General features: G+C 39.9%; 24 protein-coding genes. 9 read left to right on the top strand and 15 right to left on the bottom strand.

All coding sequences use genetic code 11. The features are described from left to right. The first annotated feature begins 279 nt into the window (after nucleotides 1-279). Nucleotides 280-624 (top strand): rhodanese-like domain-containing protein, encoded by a 345-nt coding sequence (locus GQR45_RS17470; RefSeq protein ID WP_007584615.1) that lies wholly within the window; start codon nucleotides 280-282, stop codon nucleotides 622-624. Nucleotides 625-645: 21 nt separating this feature from the next. Here GQR45_RS17470 and GQR45_RS17465 read toward each other — a convergent pair whose 3' ends face one another. The 5 genes from GQR45_RS17465 to GQR45_RS17445 all read right to left on the bottom strand — a co-directional run bounded on the left by GQR45_RS17465 (nucleotide 646) and on the right by GQR45_RS17445 (nucleotide 2,916). Beyond that, a complete protein-coding gene (locus GQR45_RS17465; RefSeq protein WP_007584614.1) occupies nucleotides 646-1,041 on the bottom strand; it encodes a DUF1801 domain-containing protein in 396 nt (131 codons plus the stop codon). A gap of 37 nt (nucleotides 1,042-1,078) precedes the next feature. After that, the gene (locus GQR45_RS17460; RefSeq protein WP_165726605.1) at nucleotides 1,079-1,624 is read right to left on the bottom strand and encodes a PH domain-containing protein; all 546 of its coding nucleotides are present in this window, start codon (nucleotides 1,622-1,624) and stop codon (nucleotides 1,079-1,081) included. Between the two features lie 66 nt (nucleotides 1,625-1,690). Beyond that, nucleotides 1,691-2,308 carry a LysE family translocator gene (locus tag GQR45_RS17455; protein WP_165726604.1) on the bottom strand — a complete coding sequence of 206 codons (618 nt, stop codon included), beginning with the start codon at nucleotides 2,306-2,308 and terminating at the stop codon, nucleotides 1,691-1,693. A gap of 8 nt (nucleotides 2,309-2,316) precedes the next feature. Beyond that, the gene (locus GQR45_RS17450) at nucleotides 2,317-2,502 is read right to left on the bottom strand and encodes a hypothetical protein (protein WP_165726603.1); all 186 of its coding nucleotides are present in this window, start codon (nucleotides 2,500-2,502) and stop codon (nucleotides 2,317-2,319) included. Nucleotides 2,503-2,517: 15 nt separating this feature from the next. Then, complete coding sequence (locus GQR45_RS17445; protein ID WP_165722784.1) at nucleotides 2,518-2,916, bottom strand: DUF3224 domain-containing protein; 399 nt, start codon at nucleotides 2,914-2,916, stop codon at nucleotides 2,518-2,520. Between the two features lie 88 nt (nucleotides 2,917-3,004). Between GQR45_RS17445 and GQR45_RS17440 the strand changes: the two genes are divergently transcribed. Then, nucleotides 3,005-4,783 (top strand): ABC transporter transmembrane domain-containing protein, encoded by a 1,779-nt coding sequence (locus GQR45_RS17440; RefSeq protein ID WP_165726602.1) that lies wholly within the window; start codon nucleotides 3,005-3,007, stop codon nucleotides 4,781-4,783. Here GQR45_RS17440 and GQR45_RS17435 read toward each other — a convergent pair. Then, nucleotides 4,780-5,412, bottom strand: coding sequence for an OmpA family protein (locus GQR45_RS17435; RefSeq protein WP_165726601.1), 633 nt, complete (start codon nucleotides 5,410-5,412; stop codon nucleotides 4,780-4,782). The two genes, GQR45_RS17440 and GQR45_RS17435, sit on opposite strands and share 4 nt — an antisense overlap. A 190-nt stretch (nucleotides 5,413-5,602) precedes the next feature. Between GQR45_RS17435 and chrA the strand changes: the two genes are divergently transcribed. Then, nucleotides 5,603-6,757, top strand: a complete 1,155-nt coding sequence (gene chrA, locus GQR45_RS17430; protein WP_165726612.1) for a chromate efflux transporter — start codon at nucleotides 5,603-5,605, stop codon at nucleotides 6,755-6,757. Here chrA and GQR45_RS17425 read toward each other — a convergent pair. Genes GQR45_RS17425 through speA form a run of 4 tightly spaced genes read right to left on the bottom strand, consistent with a single transcriptional unit; the run spans nucleotide 6,714 to nucleotide 11,735 of the window. Continuing rightward, a complete protein-coding gene (locus GQR45_RS17425; protein ID WP_101163384.1) occupies nucleotides 6,714-7,973 on the bottom strand; it encodes a mechanosensitive ion channel domain-containing protein in 1,260 nt (419 codons plus the stop codon). The two genes, chrA and GQR45_RS17425, sit on opposite strands and share 44 nt — an antisense overlap. Further along, nucleotides 7,970-8,890, bottom strand: coding sequence for an acetyltransferase (locus GQR45_RS17420; protein ID WP_024591377.1), 921 nt, complete (start codon nucleotides 8,888-8,890; stop codon nucleotides 7,970-7,972). The genes GQR45_RS17425 and GQR45_RS17420 overlap by 4 nt, the downstream gene beginning before the upstream one ends. A gap of 25 nt (nucleotides 8,891-8,915) precedes the next feature. Next, on the bottom strand, nucleotides 8,916-9,794 hold the full coding sequence (locus GQR45_RS17415) for an acyltransferase (RefSeq protein WP_165726611.1): 879 nt from the start codon (nucleotides 9,792-9,794) through the stop codon (nucleotides 8,916-8,918). Nucleotides 9,795-9,854: 60 nt separating this feature from the next. After that, nucleotides 9,855-11,735, bottom strand: coding sequence for a biosynthetic arginine decarboxylase (gene speA / locus GQR45_RS17410; protein ID WP_007584591.1), 1,881 nt, complete (start codon nucleotides 11,733-11,735; stop codon nucleotides 9,855-9,857). 198 nt (nucleotides 11,736-11,933) lie between these two features. On the opposite strand from speA, the gene speE reads away from it, so the two are divergent. Next, nucleotides 11,934-12,797 (top strand): polyamine aminopropyltransferase, encoded by an 864-nt coding sequence (speE, locus tag GQR45_RS17405; protein WP_165726600.1) that lies wholly within the window; start codon nucleotides 11,934-11,936, stop codon nucleotides 12,795-12,797. A 59-nt stretch (nucleotides 12,798-12,856) separates the two neighbouring features. Here the strand turns inward: speE and GQR45_RS17400 are convergent, their stop codons facing one another. Further along, nucleotides 12,857-14,089, bottom strand: coding sequence for a hypothetical protein (locus GQR45_RS17400; protein WP_007584984.1), 1,233 nt, complete (start codon nucleotides 14,087-14,089; stop codon nucleotides 12,857-12,859). Further along, complete coding sequence (locus GQR45_RS17395; RefSeq protein WP_165726599.1) at nucleotides 14,079-14,702, bottom strand: methylamine utilization protein; 624 nt, start codon at nucleotides 14,700-14,702, stop codon at nucleotides 14,079-14,081. Before GQR45_RS17395 ends, GQR45_RS17400 begins: the two co-directional genes overlap by 11 nt. Before the next feature lie 158 nt (nucleotides 14,703-14,860). Here GQR45_RS17395 and GQR45_RS17390 point away from each other — a divergent pair, with 158 nt between their 5' ends. Beyond that, nucleotides 14,861-16,903 carry a glycoside hydrolase family 97 protein gene (locus GQR45_RS17390; protein ID WP_165726598.1) on the top strand — a complete coding sequence of 681 codons (2,043 nt, stop codon included), beginning with the start codon at nucleotides 14,861-14,863 and terminating at the stop codon, nucleotides 16,901-16,903. Between the two features lie 42 nt (nucleotides 16,904-16,945). Here the strand turns inward: GQR45_RS17390 and GQR45_RS17385 are convergent, their stop codons facing one another. Genes GQR45_RS17385 through ompR form a run of 3 tightly spaced genes read right to left on the bottom strand, consistent with a single transcriptional unit; the run spans nucleotide 16,946 to nucleotide 19,750 of the window. Further along, nucleotides 16,946-17,659 carry an ion transporter gene (locus GQR45_RS17385; RefSeq protein WP_024594282.1) on the bottom strand — a complete coding sequence of 238 codons (714 nt, stop codon included), beginning with the start codon at nucleotides 17,657-17,659 and terminating at the stop codon, nucleotides 16,946-16,948. Nucleotides 17,660-17,717: 58 nt separating this feature from the next. Then, on the bottom strand, nucleotides 17,718-19,025 hold the full coding sequence (gene envZ / locus GQR45_RS17380) for a two-component system sensor histidine kinase EnvZ (protein ID WP_024594283.1): 1,308 nt from the start codon (nucleotides 19,023-19,025) through the stop codon (nucleotides 17,718-17,720). Between the two features lie 5 nt (nucleotides 19,026-19,030). Beyond that, nucleotides 19,031-19,750 carry a two-component system response regulator OmpR gene (ompR, locus tag GQR45_RS17375; RefSeq protein ID WP_002959552.1) on the bottom strand — a complete coding sequence of 240 codons (720 nt, stop codon included), beginning with the start codon at nucleotides 19,748-19,750 and terminating at the stop codon, nucleotides 19,031-19,033. 195 nt (nucleotides 19,751-19,945) lie between these two features. Here ompR and greB point away from each other — a divergent pair, with 195 nt between their 5' ends. From greB to GQR45_RS17355, 4 genes are all read left to right on the top strand, one after another. Next, the gene (gene greB / locus GQR45_RS17370; RefSeq protein WP_007584978.1) at nucleotides 19,946-20,425 is read left to right on the top strand and encodes a transcription elongation factor GreB; all 480 of its coding nucleotides are present in this window, start codon (nucleotides 19,946-19,948) and stop codon (nucleotides 20,423-20,425) included. Nucleotides 20,426-20,541: 116 nt separating this feature from the next. Further along, nucleotides 20,542-20,853 (top strand): hypothetical protein, encoded by a 312-nt coding sequence (locus tag GQR45_RS17365; RefSeq protein ID WP_007584977.1) that lies wholly within the window; start codon nucleotides 20,542-20,544, stop codon nucleotides 20,851-20,853. 50 nt (nucleotides 20,854-20,903) lie between these two features. Further along, a complete protein-coding gene (locus GQR45_RS17360; protein ID WP_024594284.1) occupies nucleotides 20,904-21,485 on the top strand; it encodes a CBS domain-containing protein in 582 nt (193 codons plus the stop codon). 168 nt (nucleotides 21,486-21,653) lie between these two features. Further along, nucleotides 21,654-23,981, top strand: coding sequence for a Tex family protein (locus GQR45_RS17355; protein WP_165726597.1), 2,328 nt, complete (start codon nucleotides 21,654-21,656; stop codon nucleotides 23,979-23,981). Nucleotides 23,982-24,038: the final 57 nt, after the last annotated feature.

Below are 24,038 nucleotides of genomic sequence, written 5' to 3'. Positions count from 1 at the left end.
ATTTCTCTTTTTGATACCTTTTTAAGTATAGACTTTTACATTAGTAAGTTCTAATATAATTAACATTAGGTTTTACTAATATTAAGATGGCCATGAAACTAGCGATGCCATTTTATTAATCGGCGGAAGTGCTGTAGCAGTATCCGCACTATTAAGTTACTTTATATAAAGTAGCTTTCAGTTTTTAACGTTATTTATAAGTATTAACTCAATTCAACCTACTTATACCAAGTAGCACCCATTAATGTCTTTTTTAAGAAAAAGAGGATTTACAAACTAATGCTTACATCAATCCCTGATTTACTAAAAATTATCACACCTAACCAACGCCGTATTGACGCAGCGCAAGCAAAACTCGAGCTTGAAAAAAATAAAGGTTTACTTATTGATGTGCGAGAACCTGCAGAGCACGCGACAAAATCGGCTGCCGGCGCTATAAATATTCCGCGTGGATTACTCGAGATGAAACTAATGGAAATAGAAAAAGACGCAGCTCGCCCTATTTACGTGCACTGCGCAAGTGGTGCACGCGCAACGTTGGGAGCAGAAGCATTAACGCGTGTGGGTTATGAAAACGTGACTGTTATTACCTGTGACGCAAACCAAATATGTAGCGTATTTTAAGTATCTACTAAGTACTTATAATTATGCGCCTAACAAAGGTAGGTGTTTAACGCTGTGATAAGTCAGTGCTAATTTAATACACTCTTTAACTGGGTGTTCTGGTAATGGCTTTTCACTATTTAATACTATTGCTCTATTTCCTTCAAAGGTAAGATTATGAGAGTACAACTCTCTAAATGTGCTTACTAGCTTTGATTGGCAATGAAAAAACAAATAACACGATGAGCCCTTTAAGCCTACGCGAATGGGGCTGCCATTTATTGTGTTATAACTTGGCTCTCCCCACTTTAAAGACTCTTCAACAGCTCCTAAGTTTTGCTCTTGTGCTACGGTATAAATTAACTCTCGTAATTGTATAAGCGTACTTTTAGCTGCCTCAGGATAATTATTAAATATATTTTTTATATCCGTATTCATAAAAACATCCTTATAAGTATTACAAGTTTAAAACAGGTTACTTTTGCTGCCTTTCATCAACTAAAACAAGTAGCATCTGCTCAATATTTTTAACACTATAAGTAAGTGCTCTCAGTAGCTCTTTCTCACTTTGCTCTGTTGCCTGCTGCGACGTTTCACCTTGATTAGCCAATACATCTTTTTGCTCAAGTATCGCCTCTCTAAACTCACTCGCATTAACCACACCAAGCAAAGACACTAAAGCGCCATTTCCTGACTGCCCAGCTGTTTCAAAGCTTAAACGATATAATCCAAAAATTCGCATGAGCGGCCCTTGGCTTAATCCAACATCGGTTATTTTTTCAAGCGGAATAGATTTTTCTTCTTTAAATAATATGCCACGTTTAACTACCAATTTTTGTGGTAATAAGTCAGCCGACATAGCTGCGAGTATTCGCCCGCCCACCAGCCATACAATCGCTAAAACAATGGGTAACAACGGAATAGTCACCAGCGCTAGTACACTAAAAAAAGCGGCCATTAGCATCCAGTATTGCTGAACCTTCGGGTCGAAAGATGCACTTTTTAAAATATGTTTTGTCATTGTTTTAATCCTTTATCTATATAACTACAAATACACTCTGCAAACTTCAATAATCTCTACTCAATCTTACAAACTAATAACGACTTTTATAGCAAGGGCAATAAACACAACACCCAGTATTTTATCAAGCCACAGGTTTTGCTTAGTAAAACCAAAGCGATTTTTTGAAACCTCAGTAAGTACTGCAACTAGTAAATACCAACCTGTATCAATTACAAACACGGTTAAGCACATAATAATGCCAATGCTTAAAGTGAGATTTTGGGGGTCAATAAACTGTGAGAACAAGGCTAAAAAGAAAATAGCGAGCTTGGGGTTCAAAAAGGCAATGGCAAAGCCATCTTGTAATGCTTTAACTGCACTTATCTCACTTTTTTGTACTTGCAGTTCGTCATTATTGGGTTTTGCTAATAGTATTTTTAAACCTAAATAGGCTAGATACCCAGCGCCCAAATATACAAGCACTTGGTATACCGTTGGAAATTGAGCCATCAATGTCCCCAAACCAAGTAACGAAGCTGCCGCATAAAGCCCAACACCCACGCCATGGCTAAGTGCAGCAAGCATACCGTTTTTCATTCCGCCACTCATTGTATGCTTTAGTACAACTGCAAGGCTTGGGCCTGGCGACATTGCACCCATCATGCATACAAGTACTAAACTAAACCATGCTGCTAATGTCATTTTTGTCCTTATAGTTCATCGTTTTCTATTAATAATATACAGGCCGTTATTTGGCCTTGAAAAGCAGTCGCAGTATTTATACTTATTACTTTCCAACCTTCTTGATTTAAGTGGTATATGCGCTCATTCAAAGCATCTACATCAATGCCGTTACTAAAAAAACCACGCTTTTTAAATTCTACTATTTTTTGCATTGTTTGTTATCCATTTTATAAGCGGTAGTCAAAGTCGTAATAGTGAATGCTCTGCTCAATGCGTATTTTCATACTGCCAGTTAATCCTTTTAGCTCATTTGTGCCTGAATCAGGAATAACATTTAAAATAAGACTGTCTTGTCCTTTATTCATAGTGCCAAAGTGTTGCAGTACAAAACTGCCCTGCTTACCTTCAAGCTCACCTATCACTTGCTCTATTGCCACGTAACCCGCACTGCCTTGGGTTGGCGTCATTGCACTAAGCATCTCGCCTTGGCTTGTAGCATTTAAGTCACCTTTAAATGTTTTATCGATCGACATACGTCCTAAATTAATACCTTGCTGCCCTTTGGCATAACCTTCAATAGGCGCTAAAGCCACTGTAAATTCACCACTTATTATTTTTGTTGTCATAACAATTCCTTATTGATGATATTTAATACTATTGATTTTTAATCCGATGATGCCATATCTATACCTTAACCTTTAAAAAGAATCCACTATGTCAAAAAACACCTCTGCATCCGAAAAAGCTGCTTTTAGCAGCTTATTACCTGTTTTTGCTTTTATAAAACCTTACAAATGGATGGTAGTAGCTGCGCTAGCCGCGCTATTGGTCACTGCGGGTGTTAACTTATCACTAGGTCAGGGGGTTAAGTTTGTTATTGATCATGGGTTTATTGCAGGCTCCAAAGATCAACTACAACAAGCTGTACTGGTACTCATTGGCTTAATCAGCTTATTAGCTATCGGTACCTTTAGCCGTTTTTATTTAATGTCGTGGATTGGCGAACGGGTAAGTAACGATATTAGAAAAGCAGTGTTTAATCGTATTGTTACGCTACACCCTAGCTACTTTGAAGAAAACCGCAGTGGCGAACTTATGTCGCGTTTAACCACCGACACCACATTACTGCAATCAATTATCGGCTCATCATTCTCTATGGCACTGCGCAGTGTACTTATGTTGATTGGTGGCTTAGCTATGCTGTTGTTTACTAATTTAAAACTTACCTTAGTGGTTGTAGCCTGTGTACCGCTGGTACTTGTTCCTATGATGATATTTGGTCGCAAGGTACGTAAACTAGCAAGCTCTAGCCAAGATGCCATTGCCGACATAAGTACCTATGCCGGAGAAATCATACAAAATATTAAAGTAGTGCAAAGCTATAGCCACGAAGCACAAGAGCAGCATGCCTTTGCGCTTGAGACCGAAAAAGCCTTTAACGTTGCTAAAAAACGTATTAAGCAACGTTCATTTTTAATAGCCGTGGTGATTTTTTTAACCTTTAGTGCCATTAGCGCTATGCTATGGGTAGGTGGCAACGATGTACTTGCAGGTACTATGACCGGCGGCGAGTTAGGTGCATTTGTATTTTACGCTATTATGGTGGCAATGTCGGTGGCAACCGTTGCTGAAGTATATGGCGAACTACAACGTGCAGCTGGTGCTGCGGCAAGGTTACTTGAGTTACTTGCTGTTAAAAGTGAGATAGAAAACCCGCTAGATCCACAAGACGATAGCTTACTGCAAAACATTAACAGCCCTGCTATTACACTTGAAAATATAAGCTTTAACTACCCCTCTCGCCCAGACGTAAGCGCGCTTAATAAAATAAGCCTAAATATAAATCAAGGCCAAACCGTGGCAATTGTTGGCCCTTCTGGCGCAGGTAAAACAACGTTATTTGAATTGCTACAACGTTTTTACGATCCGGCTAGCGGAGCTATTAAGTTTAAAGATGTAAACATTAAAGATTTATCGCTTAATACTCTGCGTAATAAAATGGGCATGGTAGCGCAAAACCCTATTTTATTTAGCTCCGACGTAATGCATAACATCCGCTACGGCAACCCAAGTGCAACCGATGAGCAAGTATATGCCGCAGCAAAGTATGCGCATGCCGATGAATTTATCAAACAGTTACCGCAAGGTTATAACAGCTTTTTAGGTGAGCAGGGTGTGAGGTTATCGGGTGGGCAAAAGCAGCGTATTGTGCTTGCACGTGCCATATTAAAAGACCCTGAAATACTTCTTCTTGATGAAGCCACCAGCGCGCTGGATGCGCAAAGCGAACACCATGTACAAGCTGCACTTGAGCATTTAATGCAAAACAGAACAACGTTAATAATTGCCCATAGGCTGGCAACGGTAATACATGCCGATGTAATTGTAGTGATGGAAAATGGGGAAATCATAGCAACGGGTACTCACCAAGAGTTGTTAGCAAGTAACCCGTTGTATCAAAAACTGTGTGAATTACAGTTTAATAAGGATTAACCTTCGGTATTTGGCACTATCTGAATTTCTACGCGACGGTTTTGAGCACGGCCATTTGCACTTTCATTAGTTGCAATTGGGCGTGTTTCGCCATAGCCCATAGTGCTAACACGTGTAGCCATAATTTGTTGGTTCACTAAGTAGTCTTTCACACTTTGTGCGCGTTCACGCGATAGGTTCATGTTGAAGCTATCTTTACCCGTACTGTCAGTATGCCCTTGCACACTAAGGTAGGTTTTTTCGTACTTGTTCATTACTTTAGCAATCGCATCTAACGTATCGTTAAAGCCTGATGAAATATAAGATTGAGCAGTCGCAAACGTAATGTTTGATGGCATTACTAAACGTAAGTTATCGCCTTCACGCACTACTTCAACACCTGAACCCGCTAACTCATCACGAAATGCTTCTTCTTGCTTATCCATGTAGTCGCCAACAGCAGCGCCCGCCAGTGCACCAATAGCTGCACCAATAAAAATACGTTTATCTTTATGATTACCCGTAGCCTTACCTAATACACCTCCGGCTGCGGCGCCTATAGCGGCTCCTTTACCTGTGTTATTCATTTCACAACCAGAAAGTAATACAGCTACTACGGTTACGCTTAAAAGTGATTTAGTTAAAGTCATGGTGATACCCTATTCATTAAGAATTTAGCAAGAGTATGCAAATACATGTATGAACAAACTATGAAGAGAGTGTTAAAAGCAACGCATCTTGCTTGATTGTTAAACAGACCTCAAACTAATGTGCCATTTTAATAAAAATGTCATACTACGCTGTGACAATTTAATGAATTTTACAAAGGATATTGGCGCAATGTTAATTGCTATTTTTAGACAGTTTTTTTTATTAGGGTGTATGAGCTTTGGCGGCCCTGCTGCGCATTTAGGTTATTTTAAACGCCACTTTGTAGACTCGTTAAATTGGTTAACTAACACGCGTTACGCACAACTTATTAGTTTAAGCCAAGCGCTGCCGGGGCCTGGCTCTAGCCAAGTTAGTTTTGCTATTGGTGTTGAGCGTGCTGGAGTACTGGGTGGTATAGCTGCTTTTGTAGGTTTTACTCTGCCTTCGTTTTTAATAATGGTGCTGCTTGCGGTTAGTGCTCGTCAGTTTGACGCTGTTTACTTTGCTATTATTGCAGGCTTAAAGTTATTTGCCGTTGTTATAGTTGCTGATGCAACACTTAGTATGGCTAAAAGCTTTTGTACAAGTGCTGCGCTTAAGTTACTTGCTGTAATGAGTACACTTGCTTTGGTGTTATTTCCAATGATGGGAACTCAAATCGCTATTTTAATAACCGCTGCAACAATAGGTGCTATATGGCCTTTATTAAAACTGGGTACAGCCACAGAAAATGTTAGCAGTACAAAAAGTAATATTAATTGGATTGCACTGGGGTTATTTGCGCTCTTACTTGGTGTGAGCTTTATTCCACTAGGACATGAGTTTGCTTTGTTTGCCCCTTTTTACCAGGCAGGTGCAATGGTGTTTGGCGGCGGACACGTAGTACTGCCGGTACTTCAAGCTGGCGTACCAGCATTGAGTGATGATCAGTTTTTAAGTGCTTACGCGAGTGCACAAGCAGTGCCTGGGCCTATGTTTACTATTGCTACTTACTTAGGCGCACAACTTACTACAGAACAACCTTTAGTGGGTGCTCTTATAGCTACACTGCTTATATTTATGCCTGGTTTTTTACTTATACTCGCATTCCAAAAGAGCTGGATTAACTTGGCAAGTAAGCCACGTTTTGCAAGCTCAATAGCGGCGCTTAATGCCGCGGTAGTCGGTTTTTTAGCGGCTGCACTGTATTCGCCAATTTGGACATCAGCGGTGCATAACCTTTGGCAAGTTGCGTTAGTAATAATTACATTTGCATGGCTGCGATTTAAAAAGCCACCTATTTGGTGGCTCTTAGCTTTATTTATTGCTGTGGGTCTTTTACAACACTATTTGCCATCACTCTAAATGTTGGCTTATCTGTTTGTTGCTCGTTAGGTGGGCTTAATTGCCCACTAACACTTTGATATGCCCTAAGCCCAAACACGGGTAATACCGCAAGTAAATGGTCCATTATTTCGGCTTGTAAATGCTCGTACGAAATCCAGCGTTTGTCTTCACTAAAGCAATAAAACTCAATAGGTAAACCATGGTTTAGTGGTTGTAGCTCTCGTACCATTAACGTAAGTGACGTATTAATTTTACTGTGCTGTTTTAAATAGCCTTCAGCATAGCGACGAAATAGCCCTAAATTAGAAACCTGAGCAGGTAATGTCGTCACTCGAATATAGTCGTGCAGCGGAATAGCCGCATCAATTTGTTTTCTAAACTCATCACCCACTAAACAAATACTGTGCATATCAATATTGAGTGAGCGTTTAATACGTCTACCGCCCGACTCTTGCATGCCGCGCCAGTTTTTAAATGAACCCGCTACCAGCATATAAGTTGGAATAGTTGTTATGGTGTTATCCCAGTTACGTACCTTTACGGTATTTAATCCCAAATCAATTACTTCGCCATCGGCGCCGTAGTTTTCTACTTGAATCCAATCACCATAGGTTACTAGGCGATTTGCTGCTATTTGAATACTGGCTACAAAGCCTAAAATAGTGTCTTTAAATACTAATAACGTAACAGCAGCAATAGCACCAAAGCCAGAGAGAATATAAGTAGGTGACTTCTCAAGAAAAATGCTCACAATTAAAATTGCACACACAATAAAGGTTATTAGCTTAACAACCTGAATTAAGCCCTGAATAGGGACCTCGCGGGCAAACTCTAACTGGTTATAAATAGTACCCGCAATGCTCACAATACTGCTAAAAATAAAACCAGCATAAATAATAAGTAAAGCTTGTCCTATCGTTTTTAGTATTTCTCCTGCAATTTCATTAACTGGGTATACGCTATCAAACGTAGCTAAAAACAATACGCAGCACAGCATTCCGGCAATACGCTTATTTAGCTTATTAAGCATAGGAGAAAGCGCACCAATTCGCTCAGGAGAAAGCCTCGTCACTATTTTTTGAATGCCAGGTAACATTAATCTACGAGTAAATAAGTAAACAATTAATAAAGAGAATATTCCTATTGAGACTGCGGTAATTGAGCTAAGAAAATCCGCGTCGGGTACTTTTTCAAACCAAGGAGCAATTAATTCCTGAAGATGGGTGTTGGTCATAGTGTTTCAATTTCCTTACTGATTTGTGGTTCAGGTAAATCTTGTTGAGCATAAATGTCGGCAAGCTGCTGATCTTTAGCAACCCATAGCTCATTCACATAATGTTGAAAATTAACTTTAAATACGTCATCGCTTTGATAGCTGCCCTGCATATTGTCATTAATGGGCGTTACGTCTATTGAAACATAAATAGAATCTAGCTCACCTTTTAGCAAGTTACGACAAACGTGATCTGTCTTACCGCTATATACTAAACTTGTATTAAGCATGGCATCAAATTGATCGGCTAATACTTCAAGCGCAAAAGCAATGCCGCCCGCTTTGGGCTTTAATAAATGCTTAAAAGGACTTTGTTGCAGATTATGTTTGGCTGGCGTATAGCGTGTACCTTCAACAAAATTAATGATGGTAGTAGGATGATGACGAAAATTACGACAGCTACGCTTCGTGCGCTCTACATCCAACCCTTTCAACTTTGGATTTTTAGCAAGCTGCGCTTTGCTTACCCGTTTCATAAACGGCATACCCATAGCCCACGCACCAGTGCCAATAAAAGGCATGTACTTTAACCCGTCTTTTAAAAAGAACTTAGGGGCAGGCAATGCATGTAATGAGCTAAGTACAGTTATATCTAACCAACTCGCGTGGTTACAAATAAGTAAATACCAACTTTTTGAGTTTAAGTCGCCACTTATATCAACCACAATGTTAGGGCAACCTAACCAAAGCCCTAAACGGTTGCCATTACACCAACCTCGGTAAGCGCTGTGTAATATAGAGTTAACCACAGGCAAAGGCAGTAATAACTTAATAAGGCCCAGTACAAATACTAGCGAGCCAAAAAGTATCATGTTAGAAAACAATACGCAGCCTACAATTAAGCCGTTAAGCCAATTTGGTAACCACTTTTTTAGCATAACTGTAAGCTCATATTTTTACCTTTTACTTATGGGTTTTTTCGAGCGATTGCAGTGTTTGCTCTTTGTTTTCCCATAAGCGGTTTAACTCGCTTTGAAAGCGAACTCTAAATTCAGAATCACCTGTGTAGTCACCAATAAGCTCTTCGCTTACCGGCCTTACTTCCACGTGTACGTTGATATTTTTTACCTTACCACCAGCAAAATCCATAAAAGTAGGAATACCATCTGGGTACTGAATGGTAACGTTAACCACTTTAGTAATTTGCTCGCCCATTGCTTGCATTACAAAAGCAATACCGCCCGCTTTTGGCTTTAATAAATGTGGGAACGGGCTATTTTGGCGCTCATGCTTTTGCGTAGTAAAACGAGTGCCTTCTACAAAGTTAACCACACTTACTGGCATCTCTTTAAATTTTTCGCAGGCTTTACGTGTGGTTTCTAAATCTTTGCCACGCAGCTTTGGATTCTTTTTTAATTGGCTTTTACTCGTGCGAGTCATAAACGGAAAATCAAGCGCCCACCAACACAAACCTAAAATAGGCACGTAAATAAGCTCTTTTTTCAAAAAGAAGTTTAAAAATGGAATTTTACGATTAAACACACGCTGTAATACTAAAATATCGACCCAGCTTTGGTGATTTGCAATTACTAGATACCAATCTTTTAGTTTAAGGTCTTCAAGGCCAGTTACATTTAGTCTAGTTGGCGTGAATAACGCTTGATTTAAGCTATTAAAGGTAACCCAAATAGTTGCAAATTGCTTAGCTGCCCAGCTCATAAGCTTTTGTAGAGGCTTAATAGGGATAAGCTTTATAAGCCCACAAACAAAAATAGGCACAAACCAAAAAAGTGTGTTTATTGTGTAAAAAATAATACTAAATACACTGCGAATAACTGACATTACTTCCATTCCTTTAAACATTGCGCAGCCACTAATACTGCGCATTCAGTTGCTTACAAATTAATCTTCAAAATAGGTATAGCCTTCAAGGCCTGCATTAAGCTCAGCTAAATAACCTTCTTTACACTGCGTCGATACATCAAGTTTATTAACTTGGTACGCAAAGTTGTCAGCTAAAATGGCGCTATCATAGTCAACAAACTTTAATACATCCTTAACGCTATCACCTTTTATAGCATTGGTTAACACGTAGCCATCGTCGTTAAGCTCTACGTGCACCGAATCAGTGTCACCAAATAGGTTATGTAAATCACCTAAAATCTCTTGATACGCGCCTACCATAAACATAGCGATGTGGTATTGCTCGCCATGCTTATATTCTGGTATTGGTAGGCTGGTTTCGATACCAGCGCCTTCAACGTATTCACGAATCTGCCCGTCAGAATCGCAGGTAATATCTTGAATAATTGCGCGCTGAGTAAGTGGCTGAGTTAAGTTTTCGATTGGCATAACAGGAAACAACTGCTGAATACCCCATACATCAGGCAACGACTGAAATAATGAAAAGTTAACAAAGAGTTTATCAGCAAGCTTTTCGTTTAAATCGTCGAGCACTTCACGGTGCGCGCGCGCGTTATTACTAAGTGATGCCCGCACACGATGTAAAATAGTAAAGTAAAGCTGCTCTATTTTCGCCCACTCTAGCATGCTTACTAAGCCATGCACGTACTGATCGTGCGCTTCGCTAAATAAGTGCATAGCGTCGTGATAAATCTCCAGTGCCATACGCGGGTTCAAACGCTGTAAACACTGCCACATTTCATCAAGCACTAATGCGCTATTTTCAAGCGGTGGCTCTGGATTTAAATGATTAGGCGCTTTTTCTACGTCAATTACATCGGTAATTAATACCGCATGGTGAGCAGTTAAAGCACGCCCCGACTCGGTGATAATGGCCGGATGCGTAAGGTTATGCTGATCGCACACTTCTGCAAATGCATTCACTACGTTACGCGCATACTCTTCTACGGTGTAATTCATTGAACACGCACTACGCGAGCCAGAGCCCTCGTAATCAACGCCTAAGCCGCCGCCCACATCAACGGTATTTAACGGTACGTTTAATTGTGTAAGCTCAGCAAAGTGGCGTGCACATTCACGTAAAGCACGGTGAATATCACGAATATTGGCAATTTGAGAACCAATATGAAAATGCACCATTTGCATTAAGTGCAGCTTATTATGCTTTTTAAGCACTTCAACAGCACTTAGTACTTGGCCTGCTGTTAAACCAAACTTGCCTTTTTCGCCGCCCGTGTTTTGCCACTTGCCTTTGCCTACTGAGTTTAGGCGAATGCGAATACCAATAGCCGGTTCAATGCCTAGGTTGTCTATTTCTTCAAGTAGTGTGGTCAGTTCTGAAAGCTTTTCTACCACAATTTTTACGCTGTGACCCATTGCTTGACCAATACACGCTAGGCGTAAAAACTCACTGTCTTTATAGCCGTTACACACTATTGTGATTGGCTCTTTTGCTACACCCAAAATAGCCATAAGTTCTGGCTTTGAGCCTGCTTCTAGGCCAACAAGCCCGCTTGGATGCGCTAATAGTTTACTTACTACAGAACGTTGCTGATTTACTTTAATTGGGTAAACACAGGTGTATTTACCGTTATATTCACGATTTGCTCGCGCTTGCGTAAACGCGTTAGTAAGGGTGTCTACACGATTTTTTAAAATATCGGTAAAGCGTACTAAAACCGGCAGCGTTAAACCTTGCTGCTTAAACTGCTCAGTTAATTGCGTTAAAGAAATGGCCGGTTTTGTTTGGTCGCCATCTGGGTAAGCCACCAGTTCGCCTTGTGCGTTAATATCAAAATAACCATCACTCCAATGAGCAACGTTATAAGTGGCGCGTGCTGTTTCTAAACCCCAGGTCATGGCAACTCTTCTTTAGTCAATTAGGTATAAAGGCGCATTTTAATACGTCACTATCCACTAGGCTAACAAAAATTGAACTTTCACTCACTCCTAACTAACTTTATTCGTCAAATCAGTTAAAATGTCATTGAGCAAAAAGCCAAGCACTGGCAGAATTGCCCCTTTTTCATACTCAACCTAAAAAGTGTAATAGTAACTATGGCAAATTTAGATCAAAGTAAGTGGTTTACTGAAATTAGCGACCGCGATGGCAGCGCATTTTCATTACGTATTAATAAAAAGTTAGATGAAAAACAGTCTCCTTTTCAAAAGGTAGAAATGTTTGAAACCACAGACTTTGGTAATTTAATGATCATCGACGGGTGTACTATGGTAACAACCCGCGAAAACTTCTTTTATCATGAGATGATCAGCCACCCTGCACTTTTAGCGCATCCAAACCCTAAAAACGTCGTTATTATTGGCGGCGGCGACTGCGGTACTTTACGCGAAGTATTAAAACACCCAGGCGTAGAAACTGTAACGCAAATAGATATCGACGAAGTAGTAACGCAAATGTCGTTAAAATACTTCCCAGAGCTTTGTGAATCTAATAACGACGCCCGTGCAACTGTTATGTTTGACGACGGTATTAAATACATGCGCGAAGCCGCTGGCGAATCTATCGACGTAGTGATTGTTGATGGCACAGATCCGGTAGGTCCAGGTGAGGGTTTATTTAACCATGCGTTTTACACAAGCTGTTTAGATGCACTGCGCCCAGGTGGTATTTTAGTACAACAAAGTGAATCACCACTTATGCACATGCCATTATTAGTTGAAATGCGCGAAGCAATGTTAAGCGTAGGCTTTAACGATTTACAAACATTACCATTTCCACAACCAATTTACCCAAGCGGTTTATGGTCAGTAACACTTGCACGTAAATCAGAGACATTTAACGGTTTCAGAGAAGACGGCGCAGCACAAATAGCTGAGCAAAGTGAATACTACAACAGCGGTATTCATCATGGTGCACTCGCTACACCTAACTACATGAAACGCGCTTTTGATAAAAAATAATCTATACCAATTTTATTAAACTAAAAAGGGAGCATTTAAATGCTCCCTTTTTTATACTTTTAAAAACGCCATTGCGCATTTAGCATTATTTGCTGCTGCGAGATTCGTTCATTAAATCCAATTGGCTCTCTATTTTTTGCAACACTTTTAAGTGCAGAACCTTCAACCCCTATTTGTAGTTTATTAGTAAGCTGGTAGCGCCATGTTGCTGTTAAGCCTTCCCCATTACTTGCATTAGGGTCAAACGCAGTGGTGTCGTTGTCAGTAACTTTAAAATAATCATAACGTACAGAAACTCGATGCTTGCCTTCTTTATGGCTCAGCATTAAATAATGGCTATAAAAAGCATTATCAATTAATGCGTTACTGCCCATTTCAGTTTTACCATTAAGTACCTGTGCTATTAAACGTGTTTTACTATTAAACTTATAAAGCCAAGCGGCGCTTGTAAAGCGAGTATCCCAAGCATACTGCCCTGTACTAATATTAAGTGTGGTTGGGTCGCCATTATTGTTGTAATAATAAATTCGAAATTGTGATTTTTTTAAGTAATCCCAATGTACGCCAGCGTAATAGCCAAAACGCCCATCTACTTCTTCAAACGGTAAAACCTGATTAGCCTGCCAACGTAATTCGTATGCATTTAATGCCGCTATAGGCGCAAATTTAATACTTTCGTTAAATGTAGTTTGCCTATCGTGTAATGCAAAACCACGCCACGCAAGTAAAGTACCGGCAGGATCATTGCCTTTAAATGTAGCACCTACAAAACTAAAGCTATGAGCGCTGTTGAAACGTTTTGCTGGGCGCTTAATAGTTACCTCTGCGCCAACAGTGCGTACTTCCTCGCCTATCCAGCTATTAATAGCTGAGTTTGTATAGTTATAAGGAGACGTCCACCCTATATCAGGATTTTCAAGCGACATAAGTGGGTAAAAGCCCCCCACGCGCATGTGCCATTTATAGTTGCTGTTAGATAGCGGCTGATACTTTATATAAGCCTGTGTAAAACCAAGGCCAACATCAGGATCTTGATTCGCATTTAACACCCCATGAGCCGACCAACTAGATGCTAAATCAACATTAAAATCTAAAATACCTTGGGATAAAATAAGTTCGTCGCTTTTAGTATCGTGCCGATATAGCCCAAGGCCGCCCTCTTGGAAGCTACGTATATCGTCCCCCTGCACGGCTCTAATTTGTATCAAGCCTTTTACTTGTGCATACAATGCATTACTAAAACATAAAGCACCGGCTAAAAATGCCAGCCTCATTAAGCGATTAATAGTCATCAAATTCATCCGTAGCAAAATCAATTTGCTCCGCAATTTCCTGCTTTACTTTATAAGTGATAGGGTTAGTAGCCACAGTAATAGTTTGAGATTCAACCTTACTAATATCACTAAACCCAGAATGCCAAACACTTAACGTGTATTCGCCTGCATTGGCATTTAAATCAACATTCCCGTTTTCATCAGTGATTGCAAAAATAGTGCTATCTACCACCACAATATAACCTAACATCCAATCATGAATATTACAGCCAAGCTCAACAACACCCGTTTGATCAAAAGTAATGGGCGCTTTTGGGTGCTCCTTATATAGCTTTAATTCGAACGTTTTGGCTTTAGAAAATGAATAAACATGATGCATGATTGAGTCCGCATTCGGAAACTCTACCTTTGCATTTTGTGGGACAACTAAAATACGCGGCTTAAATTCTCGATTTTTCTGGGTCATCGCATAAGGTGCTTCTGGAGGAATAACGCTAGAGGGGTCTCCTGCAGTTAGCCATACAACAGCATTAGGTAATGGGTCATTATTAGCATTTTTAATTGTAATATTTGCTGCAAAAACTCCAGTACTAACACTTAGTAAAAATACATAAAGTAAGCTTTTTATCATTTTCTTGTCGCTATTATCAATTTGTTTACATTATAGACCGATTAAGCCACCAAATTCTTTCTATTTTTTAAAACATTGAATACGTATGTAAGCAGTCGTATTAATCATCAACAGTCATTATCCTTAAATGTCACCACCGACTCATCTAAGGACACACCATGAGAATACCAGCACTTGTGCTTTTAGCCTTTGCTAGTAATAGCTACGGACAAACCGTAGAGCTAAAATCGCCAGACACACAAATAACAGTAAGCATCTCTGACGAAAACAACACGCCAAGCTACGCAATAAAATTTAAAAACAAAGCGGTTATAAACAAATCTTTACTGGGGTTTGAATTTAAAACACAAGCAGCTTTTAGCGACGGCTTTAAAATTAAAAGCATTGAACAACAATGCGTTAACTCGCAGTGGCAACAACCTTGGGGCGAACGCCAAAACGTTGTTGACGAATATAACGAAGTAGCCGTTACCTTTACAAAAAATGAGCCAAATAAAGGTACCTACACAATTCGATTTAAAGCATTTGATAGTGGTGTAGGTTTTCGATACGAAGTGCCACAACAAGCCGGCTTCGAACATACAGAAATAACCAAAGAGCTGACTGAATTTGCTATAAACAATAGCCATGATGCAACAGCATGGTGGATACCTGCTCGTGGCTGGAACCGCTACGAATATGTTTACAACACCACCCCACTTAACGAAGCTCCACTAGCTCACACACCATTTACGTTTAAAACAAGTGACGGTACTCATATTAGTATTCATGAAGCCGCACTTGTTGATTACGCAGGCATGGTGCTTAATCAACGCCGCTCTGGTACGTTTACTGCAGATTTAACGCCGTGGTCAGATGGTGTCGCCGTTAAAAAACAAGGTGCTTTTAAAACACCATGGCGCACCATTCAAATAGCCGACAGCGCTGTTGGCTTAGTTAATTCAGATATAATACTAAACCTAAACGAGCCTAATAAACTCGGTGACGTGTCGTGGGTTAAGCCTGGCAAATACGTGGGTATTTGGTGGGGTATGCATATAAACACGCAAACTTGGGGTAGCGGTAAAAAACACGGCGCCACTACGCAAACCACAAAATACTATATGGATTTTGCAGCGCAGTATGGTTTTGATGGCGTACTCGTTGAAGGCTGGAATATTGGTTGGGATGGCGATTGGTATTTTAATGGCGATGTATTTAACTTTACCAAACCGTACGACGACTTTGATATAGCAGCACTGACTCAATACGGCAAAGAAAAAGGCGTACAGCTCATTGGCCATCACGAAACATCAGGCAATGTAAGCAACTACCGTGACCAAATGGAAGATGCTTTTGCCCTTTACGAAAAATCAAACGTAAGCCAAGTAAAAACAGGTTATGTAGCCGATGGCGGAAATATAAAACGTATAGACAAAAACGGTATTGCTCGCCACGAATGGCATGACGGCCAGTTTATGGTTAACGAATACCTTTATAACGTAAAACTTGCAGCTAAACATAAAATTAGCATTAATACTCACGAGCCAATTAAAGATACAGGCCTGCGCCGTACTTATCCAAACTGGATTGCGCGCGAAGGCGCACGCGGACAAGAATACAATGCATGGGGTTCACCTCCTAATCCACCAGAGCATGTACCAATGCTTGCTTTTACCCGCATGCTTGCAGGACCAATGGACTTTACGCCAGGTATTTTTGATATGAGCTTTAATGGTTTAGGAGGCGATACAAACCGCCCACAAACTACACTTGCCAAACAACTTGCACTTTATGTTGTTTTGTATAGCCCAATTCAAATGGCTGCCGACTTACCTAAAAACTATTTGGCTAAGCCCGATGCGTTTCAATTCATTCAAGACGTACCAACAGATTGGCAGCAAAGTATTGCTATTGATGGTGAAGTAGGCGACTTTATTGTATTCGCTCGTAAAGAACGTAAAAGCACTAAATACTCAGGAAACGATTGGTACCTAGGTGCTGTTACTGACGAAAAAGCCAGAACAATTGAGGTAAAACTCGACTTTTTAGAGCAAGGCAAAAAGTTTGAAGCACAAATTTATAAAGATGGTAAAAGCGCAGAGTGGAAAAACAATCCGTACGATCTAGCTATCGAAAAACGTGTTGTAACTGCAAGCGATAAACTAACGCTTAAATTAGCCACTAGTGGCGGTACAGCTATTCGTTTTAAAGCACTTTAAAATAGAAATTAAAGGCCGCAGTAAAATATAGCGGCCTTTAATTTAGTTCTCTAAATTGCAACTAACTTCATCTTCGCGTCTGACAGCAGACAAGGCTGAAGCTACAATACCAGTGGGGACAGCTACGAGTCCAAGCCCAATCATTAAGATGAAAAAAGTAAAAAAACGTCCCCCAATAGTTATAGGGTAGATATCGCCATATCCAACTGTAGTTAATGTGGCAACTGACCACCAAAGGCTATCAAAAATTGATTTAAAAACCTCTGGCTGCGCAGTGTGCTCAAAATGATAAATACCTACAGCTGAAAGATATAATAAAACCAAACTCATCCCTGTAAAAATAACTAACTCTTCTTTTGCTAAGTAAATAGCCCTCGCAAATCGAAGTAAAGCAGTGTTATATCTTACTACCTTCAATACTCGAACTAATCTTAATAGCCTAATTAAGCGTAATGTCCTTAAATCTACAGCAAATGCTAGATAAAAAGGTAAAATAGCAACAAGATCCACAACTCCATAGAAGCTAAAAACAAAGTTTAGCCTGCGTTGCGATAAGGCAACCCTTGTTAAATATTCAAGAGTAAAAATTACAGCAATTAACAGTTCGGAGTACTTTAAAAATACTTTTGTTTCACTACTTAAGTCTGGTAATGTTTCAACTGAGAAACACAATACAGAAAATAAAATTAACCCGGAAATGACCCATACGAATATTGGTCTATCTAAAAATATTTTATCATCTTCCTTAACAACCACATTTATTCCTTGATATTAAAATTCAATAGTCTAAAAGCGCCTTTAGGTATTTTTTAAATTAATTCAAGACCTTTATTGGCAAATATACTTGTGCACTTAAACCGCCTTCTGGGCGGTTTTCTAGCTTTACTTTACCGTCGTGCATATCAACAATGCGTTTAATAATAGCAAGGCCTAAACCACTGCCTTCACTTCCGCGAGCTGCATCGCCTTGTTTAAAGGGCTCAAACACAGACTCTAGTTCGTTTTCAGGAATGCCGGGGCCATTATCGTTTACAGCGATAACTACATACTTTTTGTTTGAATTAAAGTAGCTAAGTACTTCAATATCGCCCTCAGAATAACGCAGTGCATTACCAATCATATTGGTAATTACACGCTTAATAGCCACAGAGCTTAACGGTATATTGCCTATATTTGGATTACTTTTAAACGTAATAGTACGTTGATGCTGAAGCTCAGAATTGACAACCTCGGCAACTAAAGCATTGATATCTTCGCAACTTAGTTCTTCACGTTTATGGTGGCGTAGATACTCAATAAACTGATCAATAATCCCGTTCATGTCTTCTATATCGTAAATAATACCTTCACGAAGATAATCATCTTCATCAACCATCATTTCGGTGGCTAAACGAATACGCGTAAGCGGCGTACGTAAATCATGAGATACACCGGCCATTAGTAAACGGCGGTCGTTTTCAAGTGCGGCAATTCCGCGCGACATTTGGTTAAACGCGCGCGTTACTTCTATTACTTCTGTTGAGCCTTGTTCTTCTAACTTGGTAGAAAAGTCGCCTTTACCCACTTTCACTGCAGCTTGTTGCAGTGCTTTTAATGGTCTATTAAGGTGTCTTGCAAACAACCACCCACCCAGCACACTTAAAAAGCCAATACTTGATAAGTAAAAAGTTAAAAACTCTAAGTTGTTCTCTTTAAAGCCTTTAAGCGGTACTTTTACCCAATAACCTGGCGCTTGCGGTGCTTCAACCCAATAAATCAACGGATCAGTTTGGCTAATACGTACACGAGAATAACCACCAAGTTGCTCAGTCATGCTGCGCGATAGCATAGAATATTCGCGGCTTTGCCCAAGCCCTTGGCGCATTGCTTCGCGCTGCGTCATGACTTCAATGCCGGTAATTTCAAAAAACTTTGCAGATACTTCGTCGTTTATTTCAACGCCATCTTCCCAGTCAATGAATACTGTTTTAATTTGCTTAGCAAGCATCAAGTTAACTTGCTCAATGGTTGGTTTTACAACATAAAAACTAACCGTAACATAAGACACTATTTGATTTATGAGCAGCAGAGCCGCCACTAAAAAAACAGTTTGTCCAAAAGCACTGCGCGGAAACATGCCCATAAATATTACTTTTCACCGTCGGGAACAAACACATACCCCAAACCCCAAACGGTTTGAATATATCGTGGATTGGCAGCATCTACTTCGATCATGCGGCGAAGTCTCGACACTTGCACATCAATGCTTCGCTCAAGCGCACTGTAATCGCGGCCACGCGCTAAGTTCATTAGCTTATCGCGGCTAAGTGGCTCACGTGGATGCGAAACAAGCGCTTTAAGCACTGCAAACTCACCACTGGTAAGCGATATTGTTTTATCCCCTTCACTCATTTCGCGCGTTGCTAAATTAAGCGTAAATTTACCAAAAGCGATTAAGTTTTCTTCAGCAGCAGGTGCGCCTGGCACTTCTTTTGCGCGGCGACGTAAAATGGCCTTTATGCGAGCAAGTAGCTCTCGTGGATTAAATGGTTTTGGAATGTAATCGTCAGCGCCAAGTTCAAGGCCAATAATGCGATCTACTTCGTCGCCCTTTGCAGTAAGCATAACAATAGGAATTTCATTTTCTTTTTGGCGTAGACGGCGGCAAATAGATAAGCCATCCTCGCCTGGGAGCATTAAATCGAGAACCATTAAGTGAAAGTTTTCTCGCTCTAGGAGTCTATCCATTTGCTCCGAGTTTCCTGCGGTTCTAACAATAAAGCCTTGCTCTACTAAATAACGTTCAAGCAAACTGCGTAAGCGCATATCGTCATCAACAACTAATACTTTTGTGGTTTCGTGTCCCATAATCTCTTTCTTATTTTTATATCCAATTACTAGTTAATATAAATGAAAAACTTAATAATCAAAAACTAATTACTTGCTTAGATTGTTACTGAACATTTCAAAGCTTACTTACTCGTACTTTATTACATTTTACGCTCGACAAGTTTTGGCAAATTTAATAACGTGCACACCATTAGAGCTAATAAAGAATTCACCATGAAAACAAATTTAGTTACCCGCGAAGGTTACTTACAATTACAACAAGAACACGACCAACTATGGAACGTTAAACGCCCAGAAGTAACAAAAATAGTAAGCTGGGCAGCCAGCCTCGGAGATCGCTCTGAGAACGCAGACTATCAGTACAACAAGCGTTTGCTACGCCAAATTGACCGTCGTGTACGCTATTTACGCAAACGCATACCTGATTTAAAAATCATCGACTACTCTCCCGTTCAAGATGGAAAAGTGTTTTTTGGTGCATGGGTCGAAATTGAAAACGAAGAAGGTGAAACTAAAAAATTCAGAATTGTCGGACCTGATGAAATTTACGACCGAAAAGACTACATATCGATAGACTCACCTATGGCGCGGGCGCTGATTAAAAAACAAGTAGATGACGATTTTGAGGTACCTACTCCTCAGGGTAAAAAACAGTGGTATGTAAACAGTATCGATTACCAAAAAAAGAAATAAAAAGTTTTGATTCAGATCATGTTAACTTTTGATTGTGTAAATTAAACCAATAAGCTATAACTGAATTATTCAAGTTGATTTGTTTAATTTGAAAGCAGTTAATTAAGGTCGTGGTTATGTCAAACATAGTACAGCGCATATTAAATAATGCCGTATTGTTTGCACTTTTAATGAGTGTAAGTTTGACGCTGCATGCCAGTAACACTGAAGTAAACCTTGATAACGCTAAACTATCTAATCACTTTATTGCTTGTGACATTCCTGACCAAGCAAACCTCGATTTTGACGTAGACTCTCACGTTAATACTATTACCTTTAGGTCGCCTCAACCACTTCCTAATGTCGTAGATTCTTTTTATAAGAGCACCAACCTAAACAGACCTTTTAGCACTGCGTACCAACGCGGACCACCTAGCTATTTAATTTAATTCATTATTTTACAACTTAATTAAATTTTATAACTACTAAGGTGACTACTATGTCTAACTTTAAAGAATTACGTACTCAAAATGTTTCTCACGGCGTTATTGCAAGCACATTTGCAGATGACCAACCATTGATTGATTTATCATCTCCAGCGCTAAAAATGGTAAATAACTTTACTCAAAAAACGCCTATTCGTGCAGAGCATACAACAACGATTACAGATGCACTTAAACAAGTTAGTGCACAACAATCTGATTTTGTCTTAGTAACCGACGAGAACCAAAAATTGATTGGTCTTGTTTCTAGCGCCGATTTACAAAGCTCTAAAATTACTATTATTGCAGAGCGTTTAAATACCCCACGAAGTGAAGTAAGCTTGCGCGATATTATGACGCCAATTAGCCGACTTACAGGTGTAAGCATGCAAAGTTTAAGCTATGCATGTATTGGTGATGCGCTGCAAACAATGGAGCATCAAGGTGTAATGTTTTTATTAGTAACAACAGCAAGTAGCGAAATTTGTGGTTTAATTTCAGCTCGCCAAATAGCTAAAACATTACATATTCCACTACATATTAGCCCTATTGCTCACTCTTTCAGTGAAGTATTAGAAAACATTGAGCATCCTCACTAGGGCGCTCTTTTAGTTGAATTGATTTACTCCCCTCCCAACCATCTTAAAGCAAGTGAAATAGCTTGCTTTAAGAGCTTTTTATTACTACCTCCTGTGATATTATTCAAGCAATTAACGGCGCCAGTAACACGCTTCTGGTCTTATTTTATTGTATAAAAAGGTTTTTGCATGAGCGATATCTCTGCACGTTTAGCCGGTGAGTTAAACGCACAGCAGCAACAGGTTGTTGCAGCTACAAAATTACTTGATGAAGGCGCAACTGTTCCTTTTATTGCCCGCTACAGAAAAGAAGTTACCGGCGGCCTAGACGACACCCAATTACGCCTTTTAGAGCAGCGTTTATCGTATTTACGTGAACTAGAAGAGCGCCGTAGTTTTATTTTATCGACCATCGAATCGCAAAATAAATTAACGCCAGAGCTAAGTGCAGATATAACTAATGCACAAAGTAAAACTGAACTTGAAGATTTATACCTACCTTACAAAGCTAAGCGCCGTACTAAAGGCCAAATAGCAATTGAAGCAGGTTTAGAGCCACTTGCAGATGCACTATTTAAAGATGCTAACCTTGACCCAGAGCAACAAGCAGATCAATTTGTAAGTGCTGAAAAAGGCTTTGCAGATACAAAAGCTGTACTCGAAGGCGCTAAATTTATCTTGATGGAGCGCTTTGCTGAAGACGCAAAATTACTTGCTAAATTTAGAAGCCACATAAGCCAAAACGGCGCAATTGAAAGCACTGTAATTAAAGGCCAAGAGCAAGCGGGTGCAAAATACCGTGACTACTTTGAGCATCAAGAACTTCTCAAAAAAGTACCTTCTCACCGCGCGCTTGCTATGCTTAGAGCCCGAAATGAAGGTGTACTTCAGTTAAATGTTAATCCAGAGCCTAGCGCTGAAAATTCAGCGCAACTATGTGCCAACATGATTGCTGACCATTACCGTTTAGATATTAAATATAAAGTGGCAAGTCCTTGGTTATTAAACGTTGTGCAATGGGCGTGGAAAATTAAGTTAGGATTACACCTAGAGAATGAATTTTTTGCAGCAATGCGCGAAAAAGCAGAAGCTGGTGCAATCGACGTATTTGCTAAAAACTTAAAAGATTTATTAATGGCAGCACCTGCAGGCCCTCGTACTACTTTAGGTCTTGATCCAGGCCTTCGTACTGGCTGTAAGATTGCCGTTGTTGATAGCACAGGTAAATTACTAGCTACACAAACTATTTTCCCTCATGCACCACAAAATCATTGGGATAAATCAGTGCGTACGTTAGAGCAACTTTGTCGTCAGCATAAAGTTGAGCTAATTGCGATTGGTAACGGTACTGCATCACGCGAATCAGATAAGTTGGTTGCTGAGCTTATGAAAGCAAACAGCGAACTTAAGCTTAGTAAAATTATGGTTAGCGAAGCGGGTGCATCGGTTTACTCAGCTTCTGAATTTGCAGCTAATGAATTCCCAGATTTAGATGTTTCTATACGAGGGGCTGTCTCTATCGCGCGCCGCCTTCAAGATCCTCTTGCTGAACTTGTTAAAATTGAGCCAAAATCAATTGGTGTTGGCCAATACCAACACGATGTATCGCAAAGCCAATTAGGCCAAAGTCTTATTTCAGTTGTTGAAGACTGTGTAAACTCAGTAGGCGTAGATTTAAACATGGCATCGGTACCGCTACTTACACGCGTATCTGGTTTGAACAAAACATTAGCGCAAAATATCGTTAATTATCGCGATGCTAACGGCACATTTACTAAACGTAGTGAGCTTAAAAAGGTTGAGCGTTTAGGGCCAAAAGCATTTGAACAAGCGGCTGGTTTTTTACGTATTAACAATGGTAGCGATCCTCTAGATAACTCATCAGTTCACCCTGAAGCTTACCCTGTTGTTAAACGTATTTGTGAACGCAATAGCGTAGATGTCAGTAACCTAATTGGTAACAGCGACTTTTTAACTAAACTTGCTGCTAACGATTACACTGACGAAAAGTTTGGCTTACCAACCGTTACCGACATTATTACTGAGCTTGATAAACCAGGTCGAGATCCTCGCCCTGAATTTAAAACAGCTGAGTTTAAAGCCGGTGTTGAAAAAATTAGTGACCTAAAACCAGGTATGATTTTAGAAGGCGTGGTTTCAAACGTTGCTAATTTTGGTGCGTTTGTTGATGTAGGTGTTCACCAAGATGGTTTAGTGCATATTTCAGCAATCACGAATAAATTTATATCAGATCCGCGTGAAGTTGTTAAAGCTGGTGATATTGTAAAGGTTAAAGTTGTTGAAGTAGACGCTGCACGTAAACGTATAAGCTTTACTATGCGCTTAGATGACGACATTGACACAAGTAATAAGTCAGCAGCGCCAGCTACGCAAAAACCACAAGCACGTGCTAATAATTCGCAACCTCGCGCTGCAAAGCCTAAACGTGACAACGGTAATGCGTTAATGGGTAATGCATTTGCCGATGCGTTCGCTAATGCTAAAGTGAAAAAATAATAGTTGTACAGCTAAGCTAAAACGAAAAAAACCGCGTAAGCGGTTTTTTTGTGGTTA

The organism is Pseudoalteromonas sp. SA25 (assembly GCF_011378705.1).
In the GTDB taxonomy this organism is placed as follows: domain Bacteria; phylum Pseudomonadota; class Gammaproteobacteria; order Enterobacterales; family Alteromonadaceae; genus Pseudoalteromonas; species Pseudoalteromonas arctica.
This window is presented reverse-complemented; position numbering and strand designations above follow the sequence as displayed.

What these genes read in the sequence shown, in the direction of transcription:
- GQR45_RS17425 (WP_101163384.1), bottom strand. Translation starts at nt 7,973, where the DNA reads ATGACCAACACCCATCTTCAGGAATTAATTGCTCCTTGGTTTGAAAAA.
- speE (WP_165726600.1), top strand. Translation starts at nt 11,934, where the DNA reads ATGGCAAATTTAGATCAAAGTAAGTGGTTTACTGAAATTAGCGACCGC.
- GQR45_RS17420 (WP_024591377.1), bottom strand. Translation starts at nt 8,890, where the DNA reads ATGCTAAAAAAGTGGTTACCAAATTGGCTTAACGGCTTAATTGTAGGC.
- greB (WP_007584978.1), top strand. Translation starts at nt 19,946, where the DNA reads ATGAAAACAAATTTAGTTACCCGCGAAGGTTACTTACAATTACAACAA.
- GQR45_RS17415 (WP_165726611.1), bottom strand. Translation starts at nt 9,794, where the DNA reads ATGTCAGTTATTCGCAGTGTATTTAGTATTATTTTTTACACAATAAAC.
- GQR45_RS17465 (WP_007584614.1), bottom strand. Translation starts at nt 1,041, where the DNA reads ATGAATACGGATATAAAAAATATATTTAATAATTATCCTGAGGCAGCT.
- GQR45_RS17450 (WP_165726603.1), bottom strand. Translation starts at nt 2,502, where the DNA reads ATGCAAAAAATAGTAGAATTTAAAAAGCGTGGTTTTTTTAGTAACGGC.
- chrA (WP_165726612.1), top strand. Translation starts at nt 5,603, where the DNA reads ATGTTAATTGCTATTTTTAGACAGTTTTTTTTATTAGGGTGTATGAGC.
- GQR45_RS17395 (WP_165726599.1), bottom strand. Translation starts at nt 14,702, where the DNA reads ATGATAAAAAGCTTACTTTATGTATTTTTACTAAGTGTTAGTACTGGA.
- GQR45_RS17440 (WP_165726602.1), top strand. Translation starts at nt 3,005, where the DNA reads ATGTCAAAAAACACCTCTGCATCCGAAAAAGCTGCTTTTAGCAGCTTA.
- envZ (WP_024594283.1), bottom strand. Translation starts at nt 19,025, where the DNA reads ATGGGCATGTTTCCGCGCAGTGCTTTTGGACAAACTGTTTTTTTAGTG.
- GQR45_RS17435 (WP_165726601.1), bottom strand. Translation starts at nt 5,412, where the DNA reads ATGACTTTAACTAAATCACTTTTAAGCGTAACCGTAGTAGCTGTATTA.
- GQR45_RS17390 (WP_165726598.1), top strand. Translation starts at nt 14,861, where the DNA reads ATGAGAATACCAGCACTTGTGCTTTTAGCCTTTGCTAGTAATAGCTAC.
- GQR45_RS17360 (WP_024594284.1), top strand. Translation starts at nt 20,904, where the DNA reads ATGTCTAACTTTAAAGAATTACGTACTCAAAATGTTTCTCACGGCGTT.
- ompR (WP_002959552.1), bottom strand. Translation starts at nt 19,750, where the DNA reads ATGGGACACGAAACCACAAAAGTATTAGTTGTTGATGACGATATGCGC.
- GQR45_RS17365 (WP_007584977.1), top strand. Translation starts at nt 20,542, where the DNA reads ATGTCAAACATAGTACAGCGCATATTAAATAATGCCGTATTGTTTGCA.
- speA (WP_007584591.1), bottom strand. Translation starts at nt 11,735, where the DNA reads ATGACCTGGGGTTTAGAAACAGCACGCGCCACTTATAACGTTGCTCAT.
- GQR45_RS17455 (WP_165726604.1), bottom strand. Translation starts at nt 2,308, where the DNA reads ATGACATTAGCAGCATGGTTTAGTTTAGTACTTGTATGCATGATGGGT.
- GQR45_RS17445 (WP_165722784.1), bottom strand. Translation starts at nt 2,916, where the DNA reads ATGACAACAAAAATAATAAGTGGTGAATTTACAGTGGCTTTAGCGCCT.
- GQR45_RS17470 (WP_007584615.1), top strand. Translation starts at nt 280, where the DNA reads ATGCTTACATCAATCCCTGATTTACTAAAAATTATCACACCTAACCAA.
- GQR45_RS17400 (WP_007584984.1), bottom strand. Translation starts at nt 14,089, where the DNA reads ATGACTATTAATCGCTTAATGAGGCTGGCATTTTTAGCCGGTGCTTTA.
- GQR45_RS17355 (WP_165726597.1), top strand. Translation starts at nt 21,654, where the DNA reads ATGAGCGATATCTCTGCACGTTTAGCCGGTGAGTTAAACGCACAGCAG.
- GQR45_RS17460 (WP_165726605.1), bottom strand. Translation starts at nt 1,624, where the DNA reads ATGACAAAACATATTTTAAAAAGTGCATCTTTCGACCCGAAGGTTCAG.